The sequence below is a fragment of the Saccharopolyspora antiqui genome, from assembly GCF_052246905.1.
Lineage (GTDB): Bacteria > Actinomycetota > Actinomycetes > Mycobacteriales > Pseudonocardiaceae > Saccharopolyspora.
Genome location: NZ_JBQQBO010000013.1, coordinates 133,722 through 155,374, shown reverse-complemented (window position 1 = coordinate 155,374; position 21,653 = coordinate 133,722). Strand labels below are relative to the sequence as shown.

The following is a 21,653-nucleotide window of genomic DNA, read 5'->3' as shown; positions in this document are numbered from 1 at the left end:
GTTTTCCCCGTAACACACAGAAAAGGAAGTGCGAGTATGCGTAGGACGGCTTGTATCGCGGGGATTTTCGCCGCGAGCGCCGGAGTGCTCGTCAGCGGTGCGCCAGCGTTGGCCGACAGCGCCGACAACGACGGCCTGAACCTGGGCAACGACAACAACCTGAGCCTGCTGCCGATCCAACTGTGCGGCAACAACATCGCGGTGCTCGGGGCGGTCGCGCCGATCCTGTCGCCCCAGGCCAACGACTGCGTCAACGCACCGATCGTCGACCACCCGCAGGACGACAGCAACACGCCGGGGACTCCCCAGCCGCCGGGGAAGCCCGACGAGCCGAACCGGCCCGAGCAGCCGGATTGCCCACCCACAACGGGTGGTACGGGCTGGCCGGGCGGCTCCGACGAGCCCGAGTGGCCGGGTGGGTCCGGCTGGCCGGGCGGGTCGGGCGGGTCGGATTGGCCGGGCGGGTCCGGCTGGCCGGGCCCGGGCGGGATGGATTGCCCGGGTGGGCCTGGCGGGCCGGGAGGACCAGGCGGACCTGGTGGGCCGGGTGGACCTGGTGGTCCCGGTGGGCCGAGCGGACCGGGCGAGGTCACCGATCCGAGCCTGCCGACCGCGCCGACTCCGGTCGCAGTCCGCGGGCACCACGCGGTCACCGGCTGAGATCATCCGGACGGCTGGCTTCTGCCACCTGAACAGGTGCATCGTGAAGCTGTCGCTGGCCAGCGTTCTTTGATCACCACTACATTCCGTGCTGCGTAGCTTGCTACGCACTCCAAGTGGTCGTTTCGGCTCAAACGACCACGCCCCCTGCGGTGGTGTTCGGCGAAGTACTCCCCCTCTCTTCGCTGAACACCACCGTCTTGCGGGAGAGCCAGTCCCGGAATCCGTTCTGGGCCAGGGAAATTCTGGCCCTGGGAAATTCTGGCTCCGTGAAATTCTGGCCCGGGAAATGGCACTGGAAATTCGGTCAGCGCGTGGTCGTGTCCAACAACTTGGTCAGCGCCGTGATCCGCTCAGCGGCGGTGTCCCAGGACGTCTGCTCCGGCTCCAGGGTGAGCAGCACGATGATCTTCTCGTCGTCGCCGACCGTGCCCGAGGTGTGCATGGCGGGGCGCGTCAGGTCGATGTCGCTGGCCGCGGCGGGCGTCGCGTCCTCACCCGGTGCGATCTGCTGGGCCCGCTGCACCTCCGGCGAGCTGAGCAGTCGCGCGCTCAGCCCCGGGTCGCTGGAGTCCTGGCACTCCGCACCGGGCTCCGGCGCGGCGCCGAACCCCGACCAGCCCTGCTTGACCGCGCCCGGCTCGCGCACCCCGCTGGGAATTCCGAAGGACTGGTCGAACTTGTCGTCCGCGCACTTGGTGTGCGCGCGCAGGTTGGTCAGCATGAACTCGCGGACCTCGGGGGCCGCGTCGTGCAGGATGTACTGGTAGATCCTCGCCACGTCGGCCGCGCTGAGCGCGGTGTAGCCCCACATGCCTTCGTCGGTGGGCGGCGCGGTGTCGACCAGCCCGATCTTGGCGACCATCCGGTCGACGATCGCCTGCTGCCCGCCGCGCACCCACAGCGCACTCGCGGCGTCGTCGTTGCTGGCGCGCAGCATCGGCTCCAGCAACGCGCGATCCTCGGCCGGGATCTCCTTGCCGTCCAAGGCTTCCAGGTAGTCGATCGCGATCAACAGCTTCACCAACGACGCCGACCGGAACTTGTCGTGCTCGTGGAACTGCAGCACGGTTTCGCCGGATTCGGTGTCCACCACCACGTAGCCGACGGTCATGCCATCGCTGATCGGCACCGCGTGGGAAGGGGTTGCCGCGAGCAGCAGTCCGGCGGTCGCCGTGGCCAGACCAACGGCGGCTCTCTTTGCGAAGTTCACTTTTCGCCCCATGGGATCGCATTTCATTGCTGCGGATGAGCCTATAGGTGGAGCATGGGCCATGATCATGATTGGCGGGAAGTACCACGCCGCATTTCGCGCTTTCGGTGCGCCCGGATTCCCGGATGTGCCGAATCGGGTGCGGGATTACTGCTCCGCTCGGCGGAACGACCGCGCGGCCACGAGGAACGCGTCGTTCTCGGCGGGCAGCCCGATGGTGACCCGCGCGCCCTCCCCGACGAATGCGCGGACCACGACCCGGTTGCGCAGGCAGTGCTCGTTGAACTCGGCGGTCCGCTCGCGCAGCGGCAGCCACACGAAATTCGCCTGCGTTTCGGGAACCTCGTACCCGGCGGCCACCAGTTCGCGGTGCACCCGCTCCCGCTCGGCCACCACGTTGGCGCACCGCTTGGTCAACTCGTCCGGCGCGTCGAGCGAGGCGATCGCGGCGGTCTGCGCGAGCGCGTTGACGCTGAACGGGATCGACACCTTCCGCAGCGCCTCGGCGACCTTCGGCGGCGCCACCGCGTAGCCCACCCGCAGCCCGGCGAGCCCGTAGGCCTTGGAGAAGGTGCGCATCGACGCGACGTTGTCGCGCCGCAGCGCGATCTCGATGCCATCCGGCCGGTCCGGGTCGCTGACGAACTCGAAGTACGCCTCGTCGAGCACCACCAGCACGTCCGAGGGCACCCGGTCCAGGAAGGCTTCGAGCTCCGCCCGTCGCAGCAGGGTGCCGGTCGGGTTGTTCGGCGTGCACACGAAGACCAGCCGGGTGGCCGGGGTGATCGCGGCGAGCATCGCGTCCAGGTCGATCGCGTGCCCGGCGGTCAGCGGCACGCGCACCTGCTTGGCGCCGACGACCTGCGTGATGATCGGGTACGCCTCGAAGGACCGCCACGGGAAGACGACCTCGTCGTCGGCGGTGCAGGTCGCCTGCACGAGCTGCTCGCACAGCGCGACCGAACCGCAGCCGACGGCGATCCGCTCCGGAGCCACCTTGAGCCGAGCGGCCAGCGCCTCGGTCAGCTGCCCCACTCCCATGTCCGGGTAGCGGTGCACTTCGCTGGCCGCCTGGTTGATGGCCGCCACCGCGCTCGGCAGCGGGCCTTCCGAAACCTCGTTGCTGGCCAGCTTGATCGAGCCGGGGATGGTGCGTCCCGCGACGTAAGCGGGCAGCTGCTCAAGGTCGGCACGAGTGCGCACGGTCATTTACGACTCCTAGCTCCAGTCCGTCACCTGGACGTTAACTCGCCGAGGCGGGAGCGGGAGTGCGCGGGTCGCCGTACCTCGCGGGATGCGCGGCGGTGGATCTCCGACCGGAGCCCCACCGCACTCGGAAAGCGGTTGTGCGGCGGATGGCGCAAAGCAACGGCCCGTCCCAGTGACCGTCCGTCGGAATTCACTCGTCCGACCGGCTGAACTCGTTGACTGGTGTTCACGTTGACGTGATTACCTGCTTCGCATGACCCAAACCCGGACCGAGACGCTCTCGCTCACCGACGGCACCCAACTCCGGTTCACCGTTGCCGAACCGAACAACGTGGTGCGTGGTGGGCTGGTCGTCCTGCACGAGGCCCGTGGTGTCACGCAGCGGGTGCGCCGGTTGAGCAGCGCTCTCGCGGAAGAGGGCTGGCTCACCGTCGCGCCACACCTTTACCACCGGGACGGCACCGACGAGTTCCACGACCACCATCCGGACGAGCACGTGCACGACCAGGTCCAGCGGCTCTCCGGCGACTCGATCCTGGCCGACACCGACGCGGCCTTCCTCTGGTTGTCCGACCGGAGCGTACCCACCGACCGGCAGGGCATCATCGGCTTCGACGTCGGGGGCACCGCGGCGCTGGTGGTGGCGGCCAGCCGCACGCTCGGCGCGGCGGTGAGCGTCGGCGGACGCGGCATTCTCGACCCGCTGTCCGCGGCGGTTCCGCCGCTGGTGGAGATCGCCGATGAGATCGCCTGCCCGTGGCTCGGGCTGTACGGCGATGACGATGAGATCGAGGCTGGCGAGGTCGAGAAGCTCCGCGAGGTCGCCGACGCCGCCCCGACGGTGACCGACGTGGTCCGCTACGCGGGCGCCGGGCACCGGTTCGACCGCGACGAGGAAGCCGCCTCGGACGCGTGGCAGCGGGCCCGCAACTGGTTCGACCTCCACCTGCGCTGAAATCTCTGCCGCATTGACCGCTGGCTGAATCGGGTAGTCGTGGGTTAGGAAGAGCCCATGACATCGAGCACCCACCCCGAATCGGCTCCCGAGTTGCTGTGGCAACCGAGCGCGGAACGCGTGGCCGCCAGCCGGATGGCCGCGTTCCGCGAGTGGTTGCGCGCCGAGCGCGGCCTCGATCTGCCCGACTACCGGGCGCTGTGGCAGTGGTCGGTGTCGGACCTGAGCGCGTTTTGGGCCGCGGTGGCGGAGTTCTTCGACGTCCGCTTCCACGACCGCGCCGAGCAGGTGCTGACCACCGAGGCCATGCCGGGTGCGCGGTGGTTTCCCGGCGCCACGTTGAACTACGCCGAGCACGCGCTGCGCGACGGCGCGGGCAAGGCCGACGACGACCTCGCGGTGATCTTCGCGCGCGAGGACGGCCGCACCGAGGAGATCAGCTATGGCGAGCTCCGGGCGCGGGTGGCGGCGGCCCGCGCGGGCCTCGCGGCGCTGGGGGTGCGCGCCGGTGACCGGGTCGCCGCGCTCGCGCCGAACAGCCCAGAGACGCTGGTGGCGTTCCTGGCGGCGGCGAGCCTCGGTGCCACCTGGTCGTCTTGTTCGCCGGACTTCGGCGCCCGCGCGGTCGCGGACCGCTTCGTGCAGATCGAACCGAAGGTACTGATCGCCGTCGACGGGTACTGCTACGGCGGCCGCCAATTCGACATCCGATCCACTGTGGACGAACTGCGCGCGGCGATGCCGAGCCTGGCCGCGACGGTGCTGATCGACTACCTCGCCGAGGACGCGGAACTGACCGGGGCGCTCGACTGGGACGAGCTGCTGGCGCAGCACCGCGGCGCGCCGCTGGAGTTCGAGCCGGTGCCGTTCGACCACCCGCTGTGGGTGCTGTACTCCTCGGGCACCACCGGCTTGCCGAAGGGCATCGTGCACGGCCACGGCGGCATGGTGCTGGAGCAGCTCAAGGCCACCGGACTGCACTGCGACCTCGGTCCGGGCGACCGGTTCTTCTGGTTCACCACGACCGGCTGGATGATGTGGAACTACCTGGTCAGCGGCCTGTTGAACGGCGCGACTGTGGTGCTGTTCGACGGCAACCCGGGCTATCCGTCGCTGACCGCGCTGTGGGAGCTGGCGGCCCGCCACCGGATCACCTACTTCGGTACGTCGGCGCCGTTCATCCAGAGCTGCCTCAAGCAGGAACTGCGCCCCAAGGACGACTTCGATCTGTCCGCGCTGCGCACCGTCGGCTCGACCGGGGCACCGCTGACCACCGACGGCTTCCGCTGGGTGGCCGACGCGATCGGCGCGGACGTGCAGATCGCCAGCGTCTCCGGCGGCACCGACGTGTGCACCGCGTTCGTGGGCGCCGCGCCGGATGTTCCGGTGTGGCTGGGGGAGATCTCCTGCCCGATGTTGGGCGCGGCGGTGGCCTCCTACGACGAATTCGGCAAGGAGTTGCACGAGGAAGTCGGCGAACTGGTGCTGACCAAGCCGATGCCGACGATGCCGGTGTTCTTCTGGAACGACCCGGACGGCTCCCGGCTGCGCGAGGCCTACTTCGACACCTTCCCCGGCGTCTGGCGGCACGGTGACTGGGTGCGGATCACCGATCGCGGCACCCTGGTGATCTACGGTCGCAGCGACTCGACCCTCAACCGCGGCGGCGTCCGGATGGGCACCGCCGAGTTCTACCGGGTCGTGGAGGGCTTCGAGGAGATCGTCGACTCGCTGGTGATCGACACCTCGGGTGCCGGTGAGACCGACGGTGAACTGCTGTGCTTCCTGGTGCTGGCCGCGGGCGCCGACCTCGAAGCGATCCAGCCGAAGTTGACGGCCGCGCTGCGCACCGAACTCTCGCCGCGCCACGTGCCGAACCGGTTCATCGTCGTCGACGAGGTGCCGCGCACCCTGAACGGCAAGAAGTTGGAAGTCCCGGTGAAGAAGATCCTCGCGGGCACCCCACCGGAGCGCGCGGTCAGCCGTGACGCCCTGCAGAACCCGGCGGCCCTGGACCGATTCGTGCAGCTCAGCGCCGATCTGGCGGACTGATCGACGGTGGGGGAGGTCACCGCGGCGACCTCCCCGAAGGCAACATCGACCCCCCTTTGTCGACAGGTCCGCCGGTTGTGTAGTCTTTTCTCCGGTGGCCGCGAGGGTTGCCGGGAGGCTTCGCCTAGTCTGGTCTATGGCGCCGCACTGCTAATGCGGTTGGGGGTTACGCCCCCTCCCGGGTTCAAATCCCGGAGCCTCCGCTGCGGCCTTCACTGCTAAGTGGAGACCCACAATTGAACATGCGCCCGTAGCTCAACGGATAGAGCATCTGACTACGGATCAGAAGGTTAGGGGTTCGAATCCCTTCGGGCGCGCGTCTGGTCGAGACAGCAAGAACCCCCTCCAGCAGGGGGTTCTTTGCTTTTCGGGGTCCGAGCACTGCGCCTCCCCGTCGGTGTCATCCCGTCGGTGTGGCCACAGCTGCGTCGTTGGTGCGCTCCGGCTGCGATTGTGGGCATCGCCGCGGCGAACCGGTTGCGTGGGATGCTTGCGGACATGGGTCAGCCGCCGAACGGACAGCCCCGCTACCGTCTCCTGACCGGGCCGGATGACGAGAGTTTCTGCCGCCGCGTGAGCGCGGCACTCGACGCGGGCTACGAGCTGCACGGGTCACCGGCAGCGACCTTCAACGGCACCACGGTGATCGTGGCGCAAGCGCTCGTGTGGCCTTGCTGACAAAATTCCCGACCGGCGTTCGCGGTACCCGCGCGGTGGTAATGCCGGGCCAATCGATGAGGCGCATCGCGGATTCCGGCTCGGTGCGCACCGGGTCTCTTCGAGGCGGCGCGAACCTCTTTGCGGCATGGGTTTTTCGCTCTTGCCGAGCCGCGCGTCGTGCTTCCCATCGAGCCCCCTCCGTGGGGTGCGTGAACATCGCTACCCCTCTGCACCCTGTGTCGGCGATCGGTCGCGTTTCGTTCCAGCAACTGGTGCGGTGAACTGGCCGGAATATCGGCAGGAGACACGGAGAGTAATCATTTTGGGGTCGGCCTGCTTCTATCGGGGCGACAAAGGTAGGCAAGGGGTTACGCCATGTGGCCCTACCTATTGCACCCAGAGTTAACCCGATTAGGTCTTTGCGAGTGAACGAATAACCGTTCGTGTTTACTTACTAACGATCAGTGGTTTTGCGAGCTAGGTTGGTCACTGTCCGCGATGATCGGACTCAACTGGGGAACTCTCTTGTTACTGAGTGCTACTGGGGTGCGCTCCGTGTGGGTCTGACGCGGGCATGTTCCTTACGCCATCTGATTGGAATGAGGATTCAATGCCAATTAGCCCGAACCAGGGTTCCAGTGCTGGTGGGACCGCTGTGGTCATCACCGGTACCGGCCTGGCAAACGCAACTGCGGTTCGTTTCGGTTTGAACCCCGCAACGATCACCGCCAACACCGCGACGCAGGTGGACGTGGTCAGTCCAGCAGGGCACGGCTCGGTCGGCGTCACCGTCGCGACGCCGGGCGGGACCAGCAATTCCCTGCCGTTCTTCTACATCGAGCCGCCGACCAAGACCAGCATCAGCCCGTCTTCCGGGGTCACCGCTGGCGGCAACTCGGTGACGATCACCGGCACGAACCTGAACACGGCCAGTGCCATCACCTTCGGTGCCAACGCCGGCACCATCACCAGTGCGAACGCGGGCACCGTCGTCGCGACAGTGCCCGCGGGAGCGGCCGGAACGGTGGCGATCACCCTCACGACCTCGGGTGGCAGCACCAACGGTCTGTTCTACACCTACGTCGCGGCACCGACGGTGGACACCATCGTTCCGGATGAAGGACCGACGGCGGGGGGTACGCCGGTCACCATCGGTGGAACCGGGCTGACGACTACCAGCCAGGTCACCTTCGACGGAGTCCCGGCGAGCTTCAGCGTCCTGTCGGACACCGAGCTCACCGCGATCACCCCGGCTGGAACTGCGGGAACGGCGGACGTCACGGTCACCACCACCGGTGGTAGTGCCACGCTGGCCGCTGGCTTCACCTACCTCGCAGGGCCAGGTATCTAGGCACATCGGTGAGCCAGGGGCGTCCGCGCCCCTGGCTCCACCCCAAAAACTCAAGTTCGCCGACTTCTGCGGTCGAAAACCCCAACCGGCAAGTACGAGTCAATACCGGCGCCGGTCCGGCTCAGCCGCCCTACTGCCTGCGCTGCGATGGCTCGTCAAGCAATGGCAGCGTTGGCTCCGCGCGTGAAGGACATCATGGCCACCAATCCGCAAGCAGGCAGTTCAAACGTGGAAAAACCCGAAATCGACACCGATTCCGTGGGGGTGCTGGTCGTCCCCGTGGTCACCGGGGTCAGTCCTGGATCCGGGCCCACGACGGGCGGCACGGTCGTCACCATCACCGGGTCCGCATTCATCGGCGCAACCGCCGTCACCTTCGGCGGTACTTCCGCCACCATCTTCAACGTCAATTCCAACACCCAGATCACCGCGACCACCCCGGCCCGTCCGGTGGGCGCCGCACAAGTCCGCGTCATCACCCCGGGCGGAACCAGCACCAACGCGGTGTTCTTCAACTACCAGACACCGCCCGTACCCACGGTTGGGAGCGTCAGTCCCAGCAGTGGGCCGACCTCCGGGGGAACGGTCGTCACGATCACCGGCACCAATTTCACCGGTGCCTCCGCGGTCACCTTCGGTGGGACCCCGGCGACCACGTTCACGGTCAATTCCAGTACGCAGATCACCGCAACCACGCCGGTCCGCCCGGCTGGCGCGGCGCAAGTCGTCGTCACCGCGCCCGGCGGCACCAGCAACAACACGGTCGCTTTCTTCTACCTCAACGCCCCCGCGCTGGTGGGTCTCACACCGGATATGGGGCCGACGGCAGGGGGAGAGGTCGTCACGATCACCGGAACCGATCTTTCCGGTGCCACCGCGGTCACCTTCGGTGGAACTCCGGCGACCACGTTCACGGTCAATTCCAGCACGCAGATCACCGCAACCACGCCGGCCCGCCCGGCTGGCGCGGTACAGGTCGTCGTCACCACACCGGGCGGCACCAGCAATTCGTTGTCGTACGCCTACCTCAGCGCTCCGACGATCACCAGCCTGGTTCCCGCCCAGGGCCCGCAGGCCGGTGGGAACGGGGTGACGATCAACGGTTCGAACCTGACGTTCACGAGCGGGATCACCTTCGGTGTCAACCCTGCTTCCTTCGTCGTCCTGTCGGACACGCAGATCGCCGCCGTGGCGCCACCGGGCACCGGGACGGTACTCGTGGCGGTGGCAACGCCGGGAGGTAACAGCGGAACCTTGCCGTACAACTACATCCCGGCCCCGCAGATCTGATTCCGGATGCGCAGCACGCGAATCTGTCGCTGGGGTTCCGGGGTGGGACGGTGATTGCCGCGTCTTCACCTCGGGAACATCAACCCCGGCTCGAAATCGAGCCGGGGTTGATGCGCCTTGCTCGGTACGACAAACGGGCTCGTCGTTGGTCCTGGCCCGTTGCCTGCCGCGGTGCCTAGTTCGTCACCGTGTACGGCCCGAAGTTGATATCGCCGATGATGAGGTTGAGCAAGCCGCAGTCGCACGAGGGCGGTGTCGGCGGCGTGGGCGCGGAAGACACCTGGACCGTGGTGGTGTCGTTCGACGCCCCGCAGTTCTCATCACCGTTGTAGGCAGACGTGATCTCGTGGCTTCCCACAGTCGAGAAAGCCGTGGTTAGCGAAGCGTTTCCGCTGGCGTTGAGGGGCACCGTGTCGAGGATGTCGGGACCGTCGAAGAAGGTCACGCCAAGGCCACCGGGAGTGAATCCCGGGCAGCTGACCGTCGCGCTCAGCACGACCTGCTGTCCAACGGTCGCGGAGGCGGGCGACGCCTGCACCGTGGTGGTCGAGTTCACGGCCTGAGCCGCTGCCTGCGGGGCGAATGCCGCCAATCCGGCCAGCGTGGCGAACGCAACTGCCAACCCGCGAAGGTTCCGCCTGTGCCCAGATTTCACAGTAATACCTCCTAAAGAAAGTTTCGAGGCAATGCGCGGTGTCGAATGAACCACGCGAAAATAGCTAGTCGGTCGAAATTCCGGTCGCAACCGGAAGCGCGCCCCGGTGATCCTTACGGGCGACGCTTTACCCCCGGACGGGCGGAATTTCGTCATCGGCGCATCGGCCGCGGCTATCCAAGAATTTGTCACATTTTGCCTGGCGGCGGATAGGTCAAGGGTCTGGTCGCCTGCACAATCAGTCGTGTCGCGGATTGTGAATCGGGATCGAATTCAGGTTTCGTCGGCGTCGATCGAGTGGTCGCGCTCCAGGCTGGACGCAAGACCCCGAGGTCAGGAGCCTGGTGTCAGTGCGACCGGCCCACTTGTCGCCGCGATGGCGGCGTTTGTCGACTCGGGATAGGATGCCGCTCCTGTTGATCAGACCTGCTCCTGAATCCGGATTCTTCGACTGCGCACGACCGGCTTATCGAGAATGCATGCGTGGAAAGTGTCGGAGATGTTTTACGTGTTCCACAAAATGCCGGAGTGCGATTTCTAGGGCAACTGGTGGTTGCGCGAGATCTGAATTTGTCAGCGGATCGCAACTGGATCCCGGTGGTCGCCGGAGGTGGACTGCACTTGAACGCTGGGGCTGGTTCGCCTCCATCGGCCACACCGCGCCGCTTTCCGCCATCGCCGAGGACATTCGCCAACTGGCGGCGACCTGACCCTCACGCGACTGGCGCACGGCGAGGGCATCGAATTTGGTTGCGCCGCTCGTGGTCGTGGTCGGCCCCGCCGTCGTCGGCCTTCGCCGTGATGGCGATCGCGGCGGTCCTTTTCGCAAATGACCCCGTTCGCACCAACGCCCGGTCGGGTGCGAGTCGCTACCGTCGGGAGCATGGTGCGGGATGGGCAGCCGGTTGATCGTTCCTGGCGGCGCTTCTGGCTGCTCGACGGGACCGTCGGACTGGTCGGCATCGGTTACGTGACCGCCAAGATCGTGCTCTACCCCGAGCAGGTCAGCACGTCGGACGCGGTGTTCAACTACGGGCTCTGCATCGCTGCGGTGGTGGTTTTCGCGCTCTGCTACTGGGGCTTGCGCCAGTCCAGTCGGGAACGGGCCCGCGGCAAGCGGTGATGGCCGGTCACGCGGCGGCGCCGGAGCGCCAGAGCCGTTCGGCTTCGACGTGGGAGAAGCGCCAGCCCGCCGGGGTCCTGGCCGCTTCGAAGCGGTAGCGCTCGCCGATCGTGAAGGTCGGTTCGAGGTCGCTCGGGTCCTGCACGAAGACCGCGATGAGGTTCGCGGTGACGGTTGCGCGGTCTTCGGCTAGGTCGATCAGCACGTTGCTGGTGACGTGCTGGGTCCGGGCGAAGGCCGCGTGACTGCGCCGGGCCCGCTCGGCCAGCTGGTCGGCGCCGTGCAGTCGTCCGGCGGGGAAGTCGCCCGTCGCGTCCTCGGTGAAGATCGTTCGCACCTCGTCGAAGCGCTGCTCGTCGAGCCAACGGCCTTGGCGGGCGAGCAGTTCGACGATCCCCTCCCGATCGGCCAGCCGCCGCAACTGCTGGTCGAGGTCGCTGCGTTGGGTCTGTTCGATCACGGTTCGCTCACCATATTGTTGGTGATACCAACGTTGGCTTCACCAACATTAACACGAATCGTGGGTGCCGCCAATGACCTCGTTGGATGGATGGTCCTGCTGAGCAGGCTGGTCGCGCGGACCGTGGTGCGCCCACTGGCCAGTGCCCGACTCGCGCCGCTACCGCCGCGCTGTGCTCAGGCGCTGACCGCCTTCCGCAGCGTGCGCAGGCACATGCTGAGTGCCGCGTGCTTGGGCGCGCCGTTGCACCGGGTGTGCTGCCAGGCGGAGTAGAGCACGGCCCAGAGCACCTGTTGGATCCAACGCCCGTCCAGTTCCGGGTCGATGGTGCCGTCGTCGTGGCCGCGTTCGACGATCCGCAGCACCGTCCGGTCGGCGTCGGTGTCCTCGTCCCAGGTTCCGCAGGTCACCAACTCCTGATCGTTGAACACCAACATCAGCAGGTCGCCGAGTTCGAACAGCTGTTGGCAGAGCCGGTCCAGGGCTTGCGGCGCCGTGCCGTGCTCCGGAGCGGCATCCGCGGTGGCCGCGGTGATCTTGTCGGCCGCGACCGCGCTGAGCGCGGCGAGCAGGTGGGAGCGGTCCGGGAAGTAGCGGTGCAGGGTGGTGCGTCCGACGCCGGCCGCGGCGGCGATGTCGGCGAGGGATGCCGACGCGTCTTTGCCGAGCATCCCCACCGCGGCGTCGAGGATGGCCCGCCGGGTTCGCAGCCGCGCCGCGGTCTCGCCCTTGCCGGTCACTTCGAGGTGTGCGCGTCTGAAGGCCGCGGTCCCGTCCGCTTCGGTCATGAGGCGACTCTACCTCCGCGTCCCATTTCGAAAAATAACTGGACTGAAGTGGAACATAGATGTTCCACTGGGGAACATGAATGCTTCGGACAGGGCTGAGTCTGGTCGCGGCGGCAGGCTGCGCGTGCTGTGGTCGTTCGCACGGCCGCATGTGGGCAAGCTGCTGCTCGCGTTGCTGTTGGCGCTGGTCGCATCGGCTTTGAGCCTGGCTACGCCGATGGTCACCAAGTGGGTGCTCGACTCGTTGAACGCGTCGGCGTCGCTGGCCGCGCCAGTCGCGGCGCTGCTGGTGCTGCTCGTCGCCGGTGGGTTGATATGGACCTGGCAGTGGATCCTGCTGGGCACTTTGGGTGAGCGCGTGGTGTTGGCGGCGCGCGAGTCGATGGTGCGGCGGTTCTTCCGCGCCAAGGTGCTGACCGTGACCGGCCGCCCCACCGGCGAGCTCGTCACGCGCGTCACCTCCGACACGGTGCTGCTGCGCGAGGCAGCCACCTCCAGCGTGATCGGCCTGATCAACGGGACGATCATGCTGGTCGGCACGCTGCTGCTGATGGGCGTGCTGGATCTGGTCCTGCTCGGCATCACGACGGCGTCGGTCCTCGTGGTCGCAGTGCTGTTCGCCGTGCTGATGCCAGCCATCGCCAAGGCGCAGGAGCAGGCGCAGGAACACGTCGGGCGACTCGGCGGTGTGCTGGAGGGCGCGTTGCGCGCGATCCGGACCGTGAAGGTCAGCCGGGCCGAGGACCGGCAGGCCGAGCGGATCATCGCCGATGCGCGGGCCTCCGCGCAGCACAGCATCCGCGCCGTCCGGCGGGAGGCGATCGCCTGGACCATCGCGTGGTCCGGCATCCAGTTGGCGATCATCCTGATCCTCGCCGTCGGTGCCTGGCGGGTGAGCGCCGGGCAGCTGGAGGTGTCCAGCCTGATCGCGTTCCTGCTGTACGCGTTCGGGCTGATGGACCCGATCACCGAGCTCAGCCGGAACGTCACCGCACTGCAGACCGGAGTCGCCGCGGCCGGGCGGATCCGGGAGGTCAGCGAGCTCGCGCCGGAGATCAGCGCCGATCCTCGCCCGATCGCGGCCGCGGTCACCCGCGAGACGCCGGTGCTGGAGCTGCGGGGTGTGGCCGCGGCTTACGGGCCGGATGCCGAGCCGGTGGTGCGCGGAGTAGACCTGGTGATCCCCAGACGCGGCCACACCGCGATCGTGGGGCCGACGGGCGCGGGAAAGACCACGCTGTTCTCGCTGGTCCTGCGCTTCCTGGAGCCGCAGGAAGGACAGCTTTTCCTGGACGGGCGGCCCTATCCGGAGCTCAGCCACGACCAGGTGCGGTCCCGTCTGGCATACGTGGAACAGGAGACCCCGATCGTGCCTGGCACGGTCCGGGACAACCTCTTGTTCACCCATCCCGATGCCACCGACGACGAGCTGCGGGCGGCATTGCGCGCGGTGCGGCTGGCGGACAAGATCGAATCATTGCCTGCCGGGTTGGACACGCCGCTGGCGTCGGCATCGGTTTCCGGCGGCGAACGACAGCGCATCGCGCTGGCGCGCGCGATCCTGCGCACCCCCGATGTGCTGCTGCTGGACGAGGCCACCGCGCAGGTCGACGGCCGCACCGAGGCCGCGATCCACGACTGCATCCGGGACCGCGCCGACAACGCGGCGGTGGTCACGATCGCCCATCGGCTCTCGACGGTGCTCGATGCGGACAACATCGTCGTGCTGGACGCGGGGCGGATCCGAGCCCAAGGACGGCACGCGGATCTGCTCGCCACTGACGGGCTGTACCGGGAGCTGGTCGAGGCGCTGCGAATTGCCGGTACGCGCGAGCCTGCGACCAAGGCCGGGTGATGGCCAGCGGTGCTTGAACTGGCGATCGAGCAGACCGCGCACACCCCGGTCCGCTCGTGGGTGCGACGGCGGGCGCCAACCCGCTTCCGCACCCACGAGGCGAGCGAGAGTGCGGTGGAGGCCGGATGATGACCAGCGGGCGCCCGGACGGAGAGGAACCACATGATCGACATCGCAACGCAGGTCACCGCCGTGCAGCGGGTGGTCTGCCAGCACTCGATCGACGGCGGCGAACGGGTGAGCGTGCTGCTGCGCCGGAACTACACCGCCCCGATCAAGGACGTCTGGAACGCGTTGGCCGAACCGGATCAGCTGCGCCGCTGGTTCCTGCCGGTCACCGGGGAGCTGCGGGAAGGTGGCCGGTTCCAGCTCGAAGGCAACGCCGGTGGCGAGATCCTCCGCTGCGAGACACCCCGCCTGCTGAAGATGACCTTCGGCATGGACACCAGCGTGGTGGAGCTGCGACTGTCCGAGGTGGACGTCGGTACCGGGTTCGAGATGATGCACTCGGTCCCGATGGAGGTGGCCGGTAGCGCCGCGGGCGCGCTGTTCGTCGGCCCCGGCTGGGACGTCAGCCTGCTCGGCCTGGAGCTGTTCCTCCGAGGCGAGATCTTCCCCGACCCGGTCGAGTGGCAGAACTCCGCGGAGGTGCAGCGGTTCTCCCAGCAGACCATCAAGGCGTGGGCCGCCGCCGCCGAGGACTCCGGCACGGCCGACGGCGACCAGATCGCCCAGGGCATCGCCGCGGCGACCGCGCAGTTCACGCCAGACCTCGACCCGTCGACCGCCTGATCGCGGTCGCCAGCAGGGCGGCTGCGGCGCACAGCCCGGCCGCGCTGATCCACACCGCGTCGTAGGAACCCAGCAGGTCCCGCGCCACGCCACCGAAGAAGGCGACCAGCCCGGCGCCCACCTGGTGGGCGGCGCTCACCCAACCGAAGATGATCGCGCCGTCGGCACCGTAGATCTCGCGGCACAGCGCGATCGTCGGCGGCACGGTGGCCACATCGAGCAGTCCGAACAAGACGACGAAGACGATCATCGTCGGCCGCACCGTCGGCGCCAGCAGCACCGGCAGGAACAGCAGGGATGTACCGCGCAGCGCGTAGTAGCCGGCCAGCAGCAGGCGCGGGCTCAACCGGTCGGTGAGCCAGCCCGAGCTGATCGTGCCAGCTACGTTCACCACCCCGATCACCGCGAGCAGCGAAGCCGCCACCGTGGTGGGCATGCCGTGATCGTGTGCGGCGGGAGTGAAGTGGGTCCACATGATCCCGTTGGTCGACGCGCCGCAGATCGCGAAAGTGCCCGCCAGCAACCAGAACGGTCCGGTCCGCGCGGCGGCGAACACCACCCGGAGCGCACGGCGGGCGGCGCCCGGAACCGGTACCGGCTTGGGGGAGAACCGCGTCGCGCCGTACGGGCGCAGGCCGAGGTCGGCGGGATGGTCGCGCAGCACCGACCAGACCAGCGGTGCGGTGCCCAACGCGATAACCGCCAGCGTGATGGTCGCCGTACGCCACTCGAACCGATCGATGAGCCACGACAGCACCGGGAGGAAGGCGAACTGGCCGAAAACGCTCGCTGCGGTGAGCAATCCGGTCACCAGCCCGCGCCGCGCGACGAACCAGCGGTGCGTCACGGTGGCGGCGAAGGCCATCGCCAACGCGCCGCAACCGACCCCGACGAACAGGCCCCAACCGACCACCAGCTGCCAGGAGTCGGACATGGCCGTGGTGACCCCGGCACCGGATGCGATCAGCAGCAGCGCACCGACGACCACCCGCCGGATGCCGAAGCGGTCCATCAGCGCCGCCGCGAACGGCGCGGTCAATCCGTACAGCGCCATGTTCACCGAGACCGCGACGCCGATGGTGCCGTGCGACCAGCCGAACTCGTGGTGCAGCGGAGTGACCAGCAGACCGGCGGTGGTGGCGCAGGCGCCCGCGCCGACGATCGCCAGGGCGGTGACCGCGGCGACCCACCAGGCGCGGTGGATGTGTGTTCGCTGAACCGGTTCGGTCGTCGTGCCAGCTGTCATGGCTTCGACCCTGCGTCGTCGAGCCCAGTGGAACGAGTGGCCTGATAGACAACATATGCAAGAATCGGGCCATGGCTATTCGAGTCGCGGTGCTGGTCCGCCACGGTGTGATGCCGATGGAGCTGGGCCTGGTGCACCAGTTGTTCGGGCGGGCGCTCTCGCCTGCCGGGGATCCGCTGTACGAGGTCGTGACCTGCGCACTCGTTCCCGGAGAGATACGCACCGACGCGGATTTCCCGATCCGCGTCGCGCACGGTCCGGAAGCCCTGGCGGCTGCCGACACGGTGATCGTCCCGGCGTCGCACGAGTACGACGAGTCCGAAACCCTCGGTCGACTCAGCGCCGCCATGGCCGATGCGTTCGCGCGCATCCGTCCCGGCACGCGCATCGCCTCGATCTGCACCGGCGCCTTCGTGCTGGCCGCGGCCGGGTTGCTCGACGGCCGTCGGGCGACGACGCATTGGAGGTCCGGCGACCAGTTCCGGAAGCTCTACCCGGCGGTCCACCTGGATCCCGACGTCCTCTACACCGACGACGGCGACGTGCTGACCTCGGCTGGCGAAGCGTCTGGAATCGATCTGTGCCTGCACATGATCCGGTGCGATCACGGCGCGGCGGTCGCCAACGAGGTGGCGCGCGTGACCGTCGTCCCGCCGCACCGCGAAGGCGGCCAGGCCCAGTACATCCGACGCCCGATGCCCGAACCGCAGTTCTCCTCGACCGCGCGGGCCCGCGCGTGGGCGCTGGAACACCTGGACCGGCCGCTGGCCCTGCGCGAGCTGGCCGCCCGCGAGTCGATGAGCGTGCGGACGTTCACCCGGCGGTTCCGCGACGAGGTCGGCATCTCGCCGTTGCAGTGGCTCACCCAGCAGCGCGTCGAGCGGGCCCGCCATCTGCTGGAGGAGACCGATCTGTCCGTCGACCGGATCGCGGCGGACGCGGGCTTCGGCACGGCGGCCTCGCTGCGCCAGCACCTGCAGGCCGCGCTCGGCGTGTCACCGAGCGCCTATCGCAGCACCTTCCGCGGCGGCGAATCGGTCATGGTGGGTTGACCACCAAGATGTCCACATAGGACTGATCGACATCCGTCGAGGTTGGCCACGGTGGCCGCACGAGCTGCTCAGCCGGTGTGCCCAAGCGCGGCGAACCAGTGCTCCAGCCGATCCGCTGCGCGGTGGGGTCCGACCGGGTGCAATGGTGGAAACGACAGGAGGTCGGCATGGCAGAACAGCAGTGGACCGCAGTGGACGACTACCTGGCCGGGCTGCTCGCGCCGGAAGATCCGGTGCTCATCGCTGCGCTGCGGGCCGCCGACGACGCCGGGCTGCCGCGCATCAGCGTTTCCGCCCTGCAGGGAAAGCTGCTGCACCTGCTGGCCCGATCAGTGCGGGCGCACAGCATCCTGGAGATCGGCACGCTCGCCGGTTACAGCGCGATCTGGCTCGGCCGCGCCCTGCCGCCGGACGGTCGGCTGATCACCCTGGAGGTGGAGCCGAAGCACGCCGAGGTCGCGCGCGGCAACCTGGCCCGGGCGGGGCTGGACGCCGTCGCCGAGGTGCGCCTCGGCTTCGCCCTGGACACCCTGCCGGAACTGGTCGAGGACGCCTTCGACCTGGTCTTCATCGACGCGGACAAGCCGAATCTGCCGGAGTACTTCCGGTGGGCGATGGTGCTCACCAAACCGGGCGGGATGGTGGTCGTGGACAACGTGGTCCGCAGGGGCGAGGTGGTCGACGAGCACAGCACCGATCCGGCGGTGCGCGGCGTGCGCCGGTTCCACGAGATGCTCGCGTCCGAGCCGAGGGCGGAGGCCACCACGATCCAGACGGTCGGTGTGAAGGGCTACGACGGTTTCGCCCTTGCCGTGGTCCTCCGGCCTGATGAATGATCTGGTGGTCAGACCAGTACGCGGGTGTGCGGAACGGCTTGTTCAGCGCGCCCGACGGCTGGTCCACAGCGGACCGATCAGCACCCGGAGGAATCATGACCAATCGGCTCGCCAACCTCTTCCAGCTCGACGGTCGCAAGGCGGTGGTCGTCGGCGGCGGCAGCGGCCTGGGCCGGTCCAGTGCGGTGGGCCTGGCCGAGTTCGGTGCGAAGGTGGTCGTCGCGGACGTGGACACGGTCGGCGCCAAGGAAACCGCGGAGTCGATCAAGCAGCTCGGCCACGAGGCGAGCTGGCGGGAACTGGACGTGCGGGACGGCGCGCAGATCCACCAGTTGGCGGCGGCCGAATCGGATGCCGAGGTACTGGTCATCACCCCCGGCATCAACGTCCGCAAGCGGTTGGTGGACACCGTCGACGAGGAATTCGATCGGATCGTCGACGTCAACCTGAAGGGCACCTACCGGCTGGTGCGGGACTTCGGCGCCCGGATGGCCGAGCGCGGCCGGGGCAGCATCATCACCTTCGCCAGTTTCCGGGCCGAGGTGGTCGAACCCGGCCAGGGCATCTACGCCGCGACCAAGGCCGGTGTCGTGCAGCTTTCCCGTGCGCTGGCAGCGGAACTGGGGCCCAAGGGCGTGCGGGTCAACGCGATCGCGCCCGGTCCGTTCGAGACTCCGCTGACCAAGCAGATCAAGTCCGACCAGGCCTGGTACGACGCGTATGCCGAGAAGACCGCGCTGAAGCGGTGGGCGGGTGCCGACGAGATCGCGGGTGCCGTGGTGTACCTGGCCTCGGACGCCGCGTCCTACGTGACCGGCAGCCTGCAGCTGGTGGAGGGCGGCTGGACCGCGATCGACGGCCGCTTCGAACCCAGCGTCTGACCGGCTCCCGACCGCCGGGTGGCGCGGATCGCAGCGGCGCGCCCGGCGTCGGCAGTCCCGTTGCCCAGCAAAGAGCGAGGCCCCGTCGGATCGGCGGGGCCTCGCTGCTCGTTTTCGGTCAGCCGATGATGCCAGCGTTGATGATGTTCACATCGTCATCGCTGATGTGGGTCCAGTCCCAGTCGATATCGGTGTCGTTGCAACTGATGAAAATGCAGGTGTTTTTGTCTCCGTCGTCCCCGTGGGGTCCATCCCAGCCCCAAGGGTCCGCAGCGGCCAGCCCCGCTCCGCCGACGGCCAGCGGCAGGGCAAAGGCGCTCACAACGACAATGCGGGACAGCGAACGCATCGGTGCCTTCCTTCCAATTCGGGGGATATTGGTTCCCGGATCTGGGTTGGACCCGGAATGTGTTGCGCTCCCATGTTTACCGGCCCGTGCTTTCACTTGCCGCTCTCACGAGGTCCTTTCACCTCAAGGTGTGCCAAACAGGAATAGCGGTAACGGCCGAGGTGTGGTCGACGCTGCTAAAGGCCCACGTGAATCATGTTCATACCTTGTGTGACCTGGTAATCCCTTGGCTGGTACCCGTACGGGTGGCATGTCGATCAGGCTTGTCACGACAATTTGGAACTGTCCGAAAAATGCTCATGTGGAGTGCATCCCGAACCACCTGAAGGTGGAATTCAGGGTTTCTCCACTTCGGCTGCCAGGCCGTCGGTGATCCGCACCAGTTCGTCGAACGAAGTCGGGAACATCGCGTGCTTGCGGCCCGCTCCGGCCCAAACCACCGGGTGCTCGGCCAGCTGTCGGTCCACCACGGTCCGGATCGGCTGCGGATGGCCGACCGGGCCGACGCCGCCCACCGGCTGCCCGGTCGCCGCCAGCACGAATTCCGGGGTGGCGCGCCGAATCTTGCGCACCCCGAGCAGTCGGGCGACGTGCCTGGTGTCCACCCGGTGCGCACCGCTGGCGACGATCAGCAGCGGCTCGTCATCGGCGGTGAAGACCAGGCTGTTGGCGATCGCGCCGAGTTCGCAGCCGAGCTCCTCGGCGGCCGCCGAGGCGGTCGGCAGGTCGGTGTCGAACTCGACGACCTGACCGGGTACGCCGAGCCCGCGCAGGCAGCTGGAAAAAGCGTCCGTGGCATTGCTCATGCGGCGCAGAATCTCGCAGACCGCGGCGCCGGACAAGTCAATTGTCGGTGACGCGCGGATGATTTCGACCACCGACCAGTTCTGTCCACTGTGATCGGTCAGTGGATCGAAGCGCCAGTTCTGCCTGGAACCGGCATCCCCCGAACCCGGCGAAGCGCCGGTCGGTGCCAGGCAAAACCGCGCCGATGCCCCGGACTGCTGGTGGGGTCAGTTGAGCAGGAGCGGGAGCTTGCGGACCCCGGTCATGCTGGGGCTGGGGATGAACTCCGGTGCGTTCGCCGGGTCCGTCCGCAGGCGCGGGAACCGGTCCAACAGGATGTTCAACGCGACCCGCCCCTCCAGCCGGGCCAATGGCGCGCCCAGGCAGAAGTGGATGCCGCGGCCGAAGCCGATCTGCGGGTTCGGGTCCCGGGTGATGTCGAAGACGTCCGGGTCGGCGAACTGCCGGGCGTCCCGGTTGGCCGCCGCGATCCACAGCAGCAGCAACTCGTCGGCCGGGATCTGCTGGCCGCCGAGCTCGACCTCCCGGTCGGTCACCCGGGAAACCGCCGCGAACGGGCTGAAGTAGCGCAGCGACTCCTCGATCGCCGAAGGCACCAGGGCCCGCTTCGCCCGCACCTCCGCGAACTGCTCCGGGTGCGCGTCCAGGCAGAGCACCGTGTTGCCCAGCAGCATCGTCGTGGTGATGTGCCCGGCGATCAGCAGCACCATCCCGAAGTTGACCACTTCGGCGTCGCTGAGCCGCACACCGTCCACTTCGGCCGCGACGAGCTTGCTCAGCAGGTCCGCGCGCGGACTGCGCCGCCGCTGCGCGACGTGCTCACCCAGGTAATCGACGAGTTCCTGCACCTGTTCCATGGCCTTGGCCATGTACTCCTCCTGCTCCTTGGAGCGCTTCTTGAGCGAGAAGGAGTTGGAGTTGGTGAACATCGCGTCCACCCACTTCTTGAACAGGCCCCGGTCGCTGGCGGGCACGCCCAACAGTTCCGCGATCACGATGACCGGCAGCGGGTAGGCCAGGTCGGCGACCAGTTCGGCGCGGTCGGTCACCGCGTCGAGCAGTTCGTTGGTCAGCGCGGCGATCCGAGGTTCCAGATCCGCGACGACCTTCGGCGTGAAGGCGTGGCTGACCAGCTTGCGCAGCTTGTGGTGCTCCGGCGGGTCCATCTGCACCAGGTTGCCCTCGGTGAACCCGGTGGCCTCGGGCACCAGCCGCTGGGCGTTCGACGAGAAGGTGGCGGGGTCGCTGATGGCTTGCAGGATCTCGGGGTAGCCGTAGACGTTCCACATACCCGTCTGCGAGTCGTACTGGACCGGTTGGTCCGGCTGGACGCCCCGCAGCCAGAACTGCGCCTCGTTAATTCCCCAGGTGTCGGCGAGCGTCGTCATTGTTGCCCCTTCTTGATGACCTCCGGCGCGG

At 67.9% G+C, this 21,653-nt stretch carries 21 protein-coding genes and 2 tRNA genes; 14 read left to right on the top strand and 9 right to left on the bottom strand.

The genetic code is table 11. From position 1 onward, the window contains the following. Positions 1-36 precede the first annotated feature (36 nt). Entirely contained in the window at positions 37-660 is a 624-nt protein-coding gene (locus ACTWQN_RS21355; protein WP_443205288.1) for a hypothetical protein, read from the top strand. Positions 661-967: 307 nt separating this feature from the next. On the opposite strand, the gene ACTWQN_RS21350 is transcribed toward ACTWQN_RS21355, so the two are convergent. Both ACTWQN_RS21350 and hisC read right to left on the bottom strand, forming a co-directional pair. Then, complete coding sequence (locus tag ACTWQN_RS21350) at positions 968-1,873, bottom strand: serine hydrolase (RefSeq protein ID WP_443205287.1); 906 nt, start codon at positions 1,871-1,873, stop codon at positions 968-970. Between the two features lie 147 nt (positions 1,874-2,020). Next, positions 2,021-3,082: a histidinol-phosphate transaminase gene (hisC, locus tag ACTWQN_RS21345; protein WP_443205286.1), complete on the bottom strand. Its 1,062-nt coding sequence runs from the start codon at positions 3,080-3,082 to the stop codon at positions 2,021-2,023. A gap of 253 nt (positions 3,083-3,335) precedes the next feature. Here hisC and ACTWQN_RS21340 point away from each other — a divergent pair, with 253 nt between their 5' ends. The 7 genes from ACTWQN_RS21340 (at position 3,336) to ACTWQN_RS21310 (ending at position 9,390) form a co-directional block, all read left to right on the top strand. After that, positions 3,336-4,037 (top strand): dienelactone hydrolase family protein, encoded by a 702-nt coding sequence (locus ACTWQN_RS21340; protein ID WP_443205285.1) that lies wholly within the window; start codon positions 3,336-3,338, stop codon positions 4,035-4,037. A gap of 57 nt (positions 4,038-4,094) precedes the next feature. Further along, positions 4,095-6,089 carry an acetoacetate--CoA ligase gene (locus ACTWQN_RS21335; protein ID WP_443205284.1) on the top strand — a complete coding sequence of 665 codons (1,995 nt, stop codon included), beginning with the start codon at positions 4,095-4,097 and terminating at the stop codon, positions 6,087-6,089. A gap of 113 nt (positions 6,090-6,202) precedes the next feature. Further along, positions 6,203-6,292 (top strand) — tRNA-Ser (locus ACTWQN_RS21330). A 41-nt stretch (positions 6,293-6,333) separates the two neighbouring features. Beyond that, a tRNA-Arg gene (locus ACTWQN_RS21325) sits at positions 6,334-6,406 on the top strand. A 136-nt stretch (positions 6,407-6,542) separates the two neighbouring features. Further along, the gene (locus tag ACTWQN_RS21320; RefSeq protein ID WP_443205283.1) at positions 6,543-6,767 is read left to right on the top strand and encodes a DUF1737 domain-containing protein; all 225 of its coding nucleotides are present in this window, start codon (positions 6,543-6,545) and stop codon (positions 6,765-6,767) included. Between the two features lie 556 nt (positions 6,768-7,323). Continuing rightward, the gene (locus ACTWQN_RS21315) at positions 7,324-8,100 is read left to right on the top strand and encodes an IPT/TIG domain-containing protein (RefSeq protein WP_443205282.1); all 777 of its coding nucleotides are present in this window, start codon (positions 7,324-7,326) and stop codon (positions 8,098-8,100) included. A gap of 162 nt (positions 8,101-8,262) precedes the next feature. Further along, complete coding sequence (locus ACTWQN_RS21310; protein WP_443205281.1) at positions 8,263-9,390, top strand: IPT/TIG domain-containing protein; 1,128 nt, start codon at positions 8,263-8,265, stop codon at positions 9,388-9,390. 175 nt (positions 9,391-9,565) lie between these two features. Here ACTWQN_RS21310 and ACTWQN_RS21305 read toward each other — a convergent pair whose 3' ends face one another. Beyond that, entirely contained in the window at positions 9,566-9,982 is a 417-nt protein-coding gene (locus ACTWQN_RS21305; protein ID WP_443205280.1) for an Ig-like domain-containing protein, read from the bottom strand. A 946-nt stretch (positions 9,983-10,928) separates the two neighbouring features. On the opposite strand from ACTWQN_RS21305, the gene ACTWQN_RS21300 reads away from it, so the two are divergent. Continuing rightward, positions 10,929-11,168 carry a hypothetical protein gene (locus tag ACTWQN_RS21300; RefSeq protein ID WP_443205279.1) on the top strand — a complete coding sequence of 80 codons (240 nt, stop codon included), beginning with the start codon at positions 10,929-10,931 and terminating at the stop codon, positions 11,166-11,168. A 7-nt stretch (positions 11,169-11,175) separates the two neighbouring features. Here the strand turns inward: ACTWQN_RS21300 and ACTWQN_RS21295 are convergent, their stop codons facing one another. Both ACTWQN_RS21295 and ACTWQN_RS21290 read right to left on the bottom strand, forming a co-directional pair. Next, positions 11,176-11,628, bottom strand: coding sequence for a nuclear transport factor 2 family protein (locus ACTWQN_RS21295; RefSeq protein ID WP_443205278.1), 453 nt, complete (start codon positions 11,626-11,628; stop codon positions 11,176-11,178). A gap of 176 nt (positions 11,629-11,804) precedes the next feature. Next, the gene (locus ACTWQN_RS21290) at positions 11,805-12,416 is read right to left on the bottom strand and encodes a TetR family transcriptional regulator (protein ID WP_443205277.1); all 612 of its coding nucleotides are present in this window, start codon (positions 12,414-12,416) and stop codon (positions 11,805-11,807) included. 76 nt (positions 12,417-12,492) lie between these two features. Here ACTWQN_RS21290 and ACTWQN_RS21285 point away from each other — a divergent pair, with 76 nt between their 5' ends. Together ACTWQN_RS21285 and ACTWQN_RS21280 are read left to right on the top strand one after the other, a co-directional pair. Continuing rightward, complete coding sequence (locus ACTWQN_RS21285; RefSeq protein ID WP_443205276.1) at positions 12,493-14,271, top strand: ABC transporter ATP-binding protein; 1,779 nt, start codon at positions 12,493-12,495, stop codon at positions 14,269-14,271. A gap of 162 nt (positions 14,272-14,433) precedes the next feature. Then, a complete protein-coding gene (locus ACTWQN_RS21280; protein ID WP_443205275.1) occupies positions 14,434-15,063 on the top strand; it encodes an SRPBCC family protein in 630 nt (209 codons plus the stop codon). On the opposite strand, the gene ACTWQN_RS21275 is transcribed toward ACTWQN_RS21280, so the two are convergent. Further along, on the bottom strand, positions 15,032-16,309 hold the full coding sequence (locus ACTWQN_RS21275) for an MFS transporter (RefSeq protein ID WP_443205274.1): 1,278 nt from the start codon (positions 16,307-16,309) through the stop codon (positions 15,032-15,034). The genes ACTWQN_RS21280 and ACTWQN_RS21275 overlap by 32 nt on opposite strands. A 71-nt stretch (positions 16,310-16,380) precedes the next feature. On the opposite strand from ACTWQN_RS21275, the gene ACTWQN_RS21270 reads away from it, so the two are divergent. The 3 genes from ACTWQN_RS21270 to ACTWQN_RS21260 all read left to right on the top strand — a co-directional run bounded on the left by ACTWQN_RS21270 (position 16,381) and on the right by ACTWQN_RS21260 (position 19,078). After that, positions 16,381-17,361 carry a GlxA family transcriptional regulator gene (locus ACTWQN_RS21270; protein WP_443205273.1) on the top strand — a complete coding sequence of 327 codons (981 nt, stop codon included), beginning with the start codon at positions 16,381-16,383 and terminating at the stop codon, positions 17,359-17,361. A 167-nt stretch (positions 17,362-17,528) separates the two neighbouring features. Further along, positions 17,529-18,197: an O-methyltransferase gene (locus tag ACTWQN_RS21265; protein ID WP_443205272.1), complete on the top strand. Its 669-nt coding sequence runs from the start codon at positions 17,529-17,531 to the stop codon at positions 18,195-18,197. 95 nt (positions 18,198-18,292) lie between these two features. Further along, positions 18,293-19,078, top strand: a complete 786-nt coding sequence (locus tag ACTWQN_RS21260; RefSeq protein WP_443205271.1) for an SDR family NAD(P)-dependent oxidoreductase — start codon at positions 18,293-18,295, stop codon at positions 19,076-19,078. 118 nt (positions 19,079-19,196) lie between these two features. Here ACTWQN_RS21260 and ACTWQN_RS21255 read toward each other — a convergent pair whose 3' ends face one another. From ACTWQN_RS21255 to ACTWQN_RS21245, 3 genes are all read right to left on the bottom strand, one after another. Beyond that, the gene (locus ACTWQN_RS21255) at positions 19,197-19,427 is read right to left on the bottom strand and encodes a hypothetical protein (protein WP_443205270.1); all 231 of its coding nucleotides are present in this window, start codon (positions 19,425-19,427) and stop codon (positions 19,197-19,199) included. A 335-nt stretch (positions 19,428-19,762) separates the two neighbouring features. Beyond that, the gene (locus tag ACTWQN_RS21250; protein ID WP_443205269.1) at positions 19,763-20,233 is read right to left on the bottom strand and encodes a YbaK/EbsC family protein; all 471 of its coding nucleotides are present in this window, start codon (positions 20,231-20,233) and stop codon (positions 19,763-19,765) included. 207 nt (positions 20,234-20,440) lie between these two features. Then, the gene (locus ACTWQN_RS21245) at positions 20,441-21,622 is read right to left on the bottom strand and encodes a cytochrome P450 (RefSeq protein ID WP_443205268.1); all 1,182 of its coding nucleotides are present in this window, start codon (positions 21,620-21,622) and stop codon (positions 20,441-20,443) included. Positions 21,623-21,653: the final 31 nt, after the last annotated feature.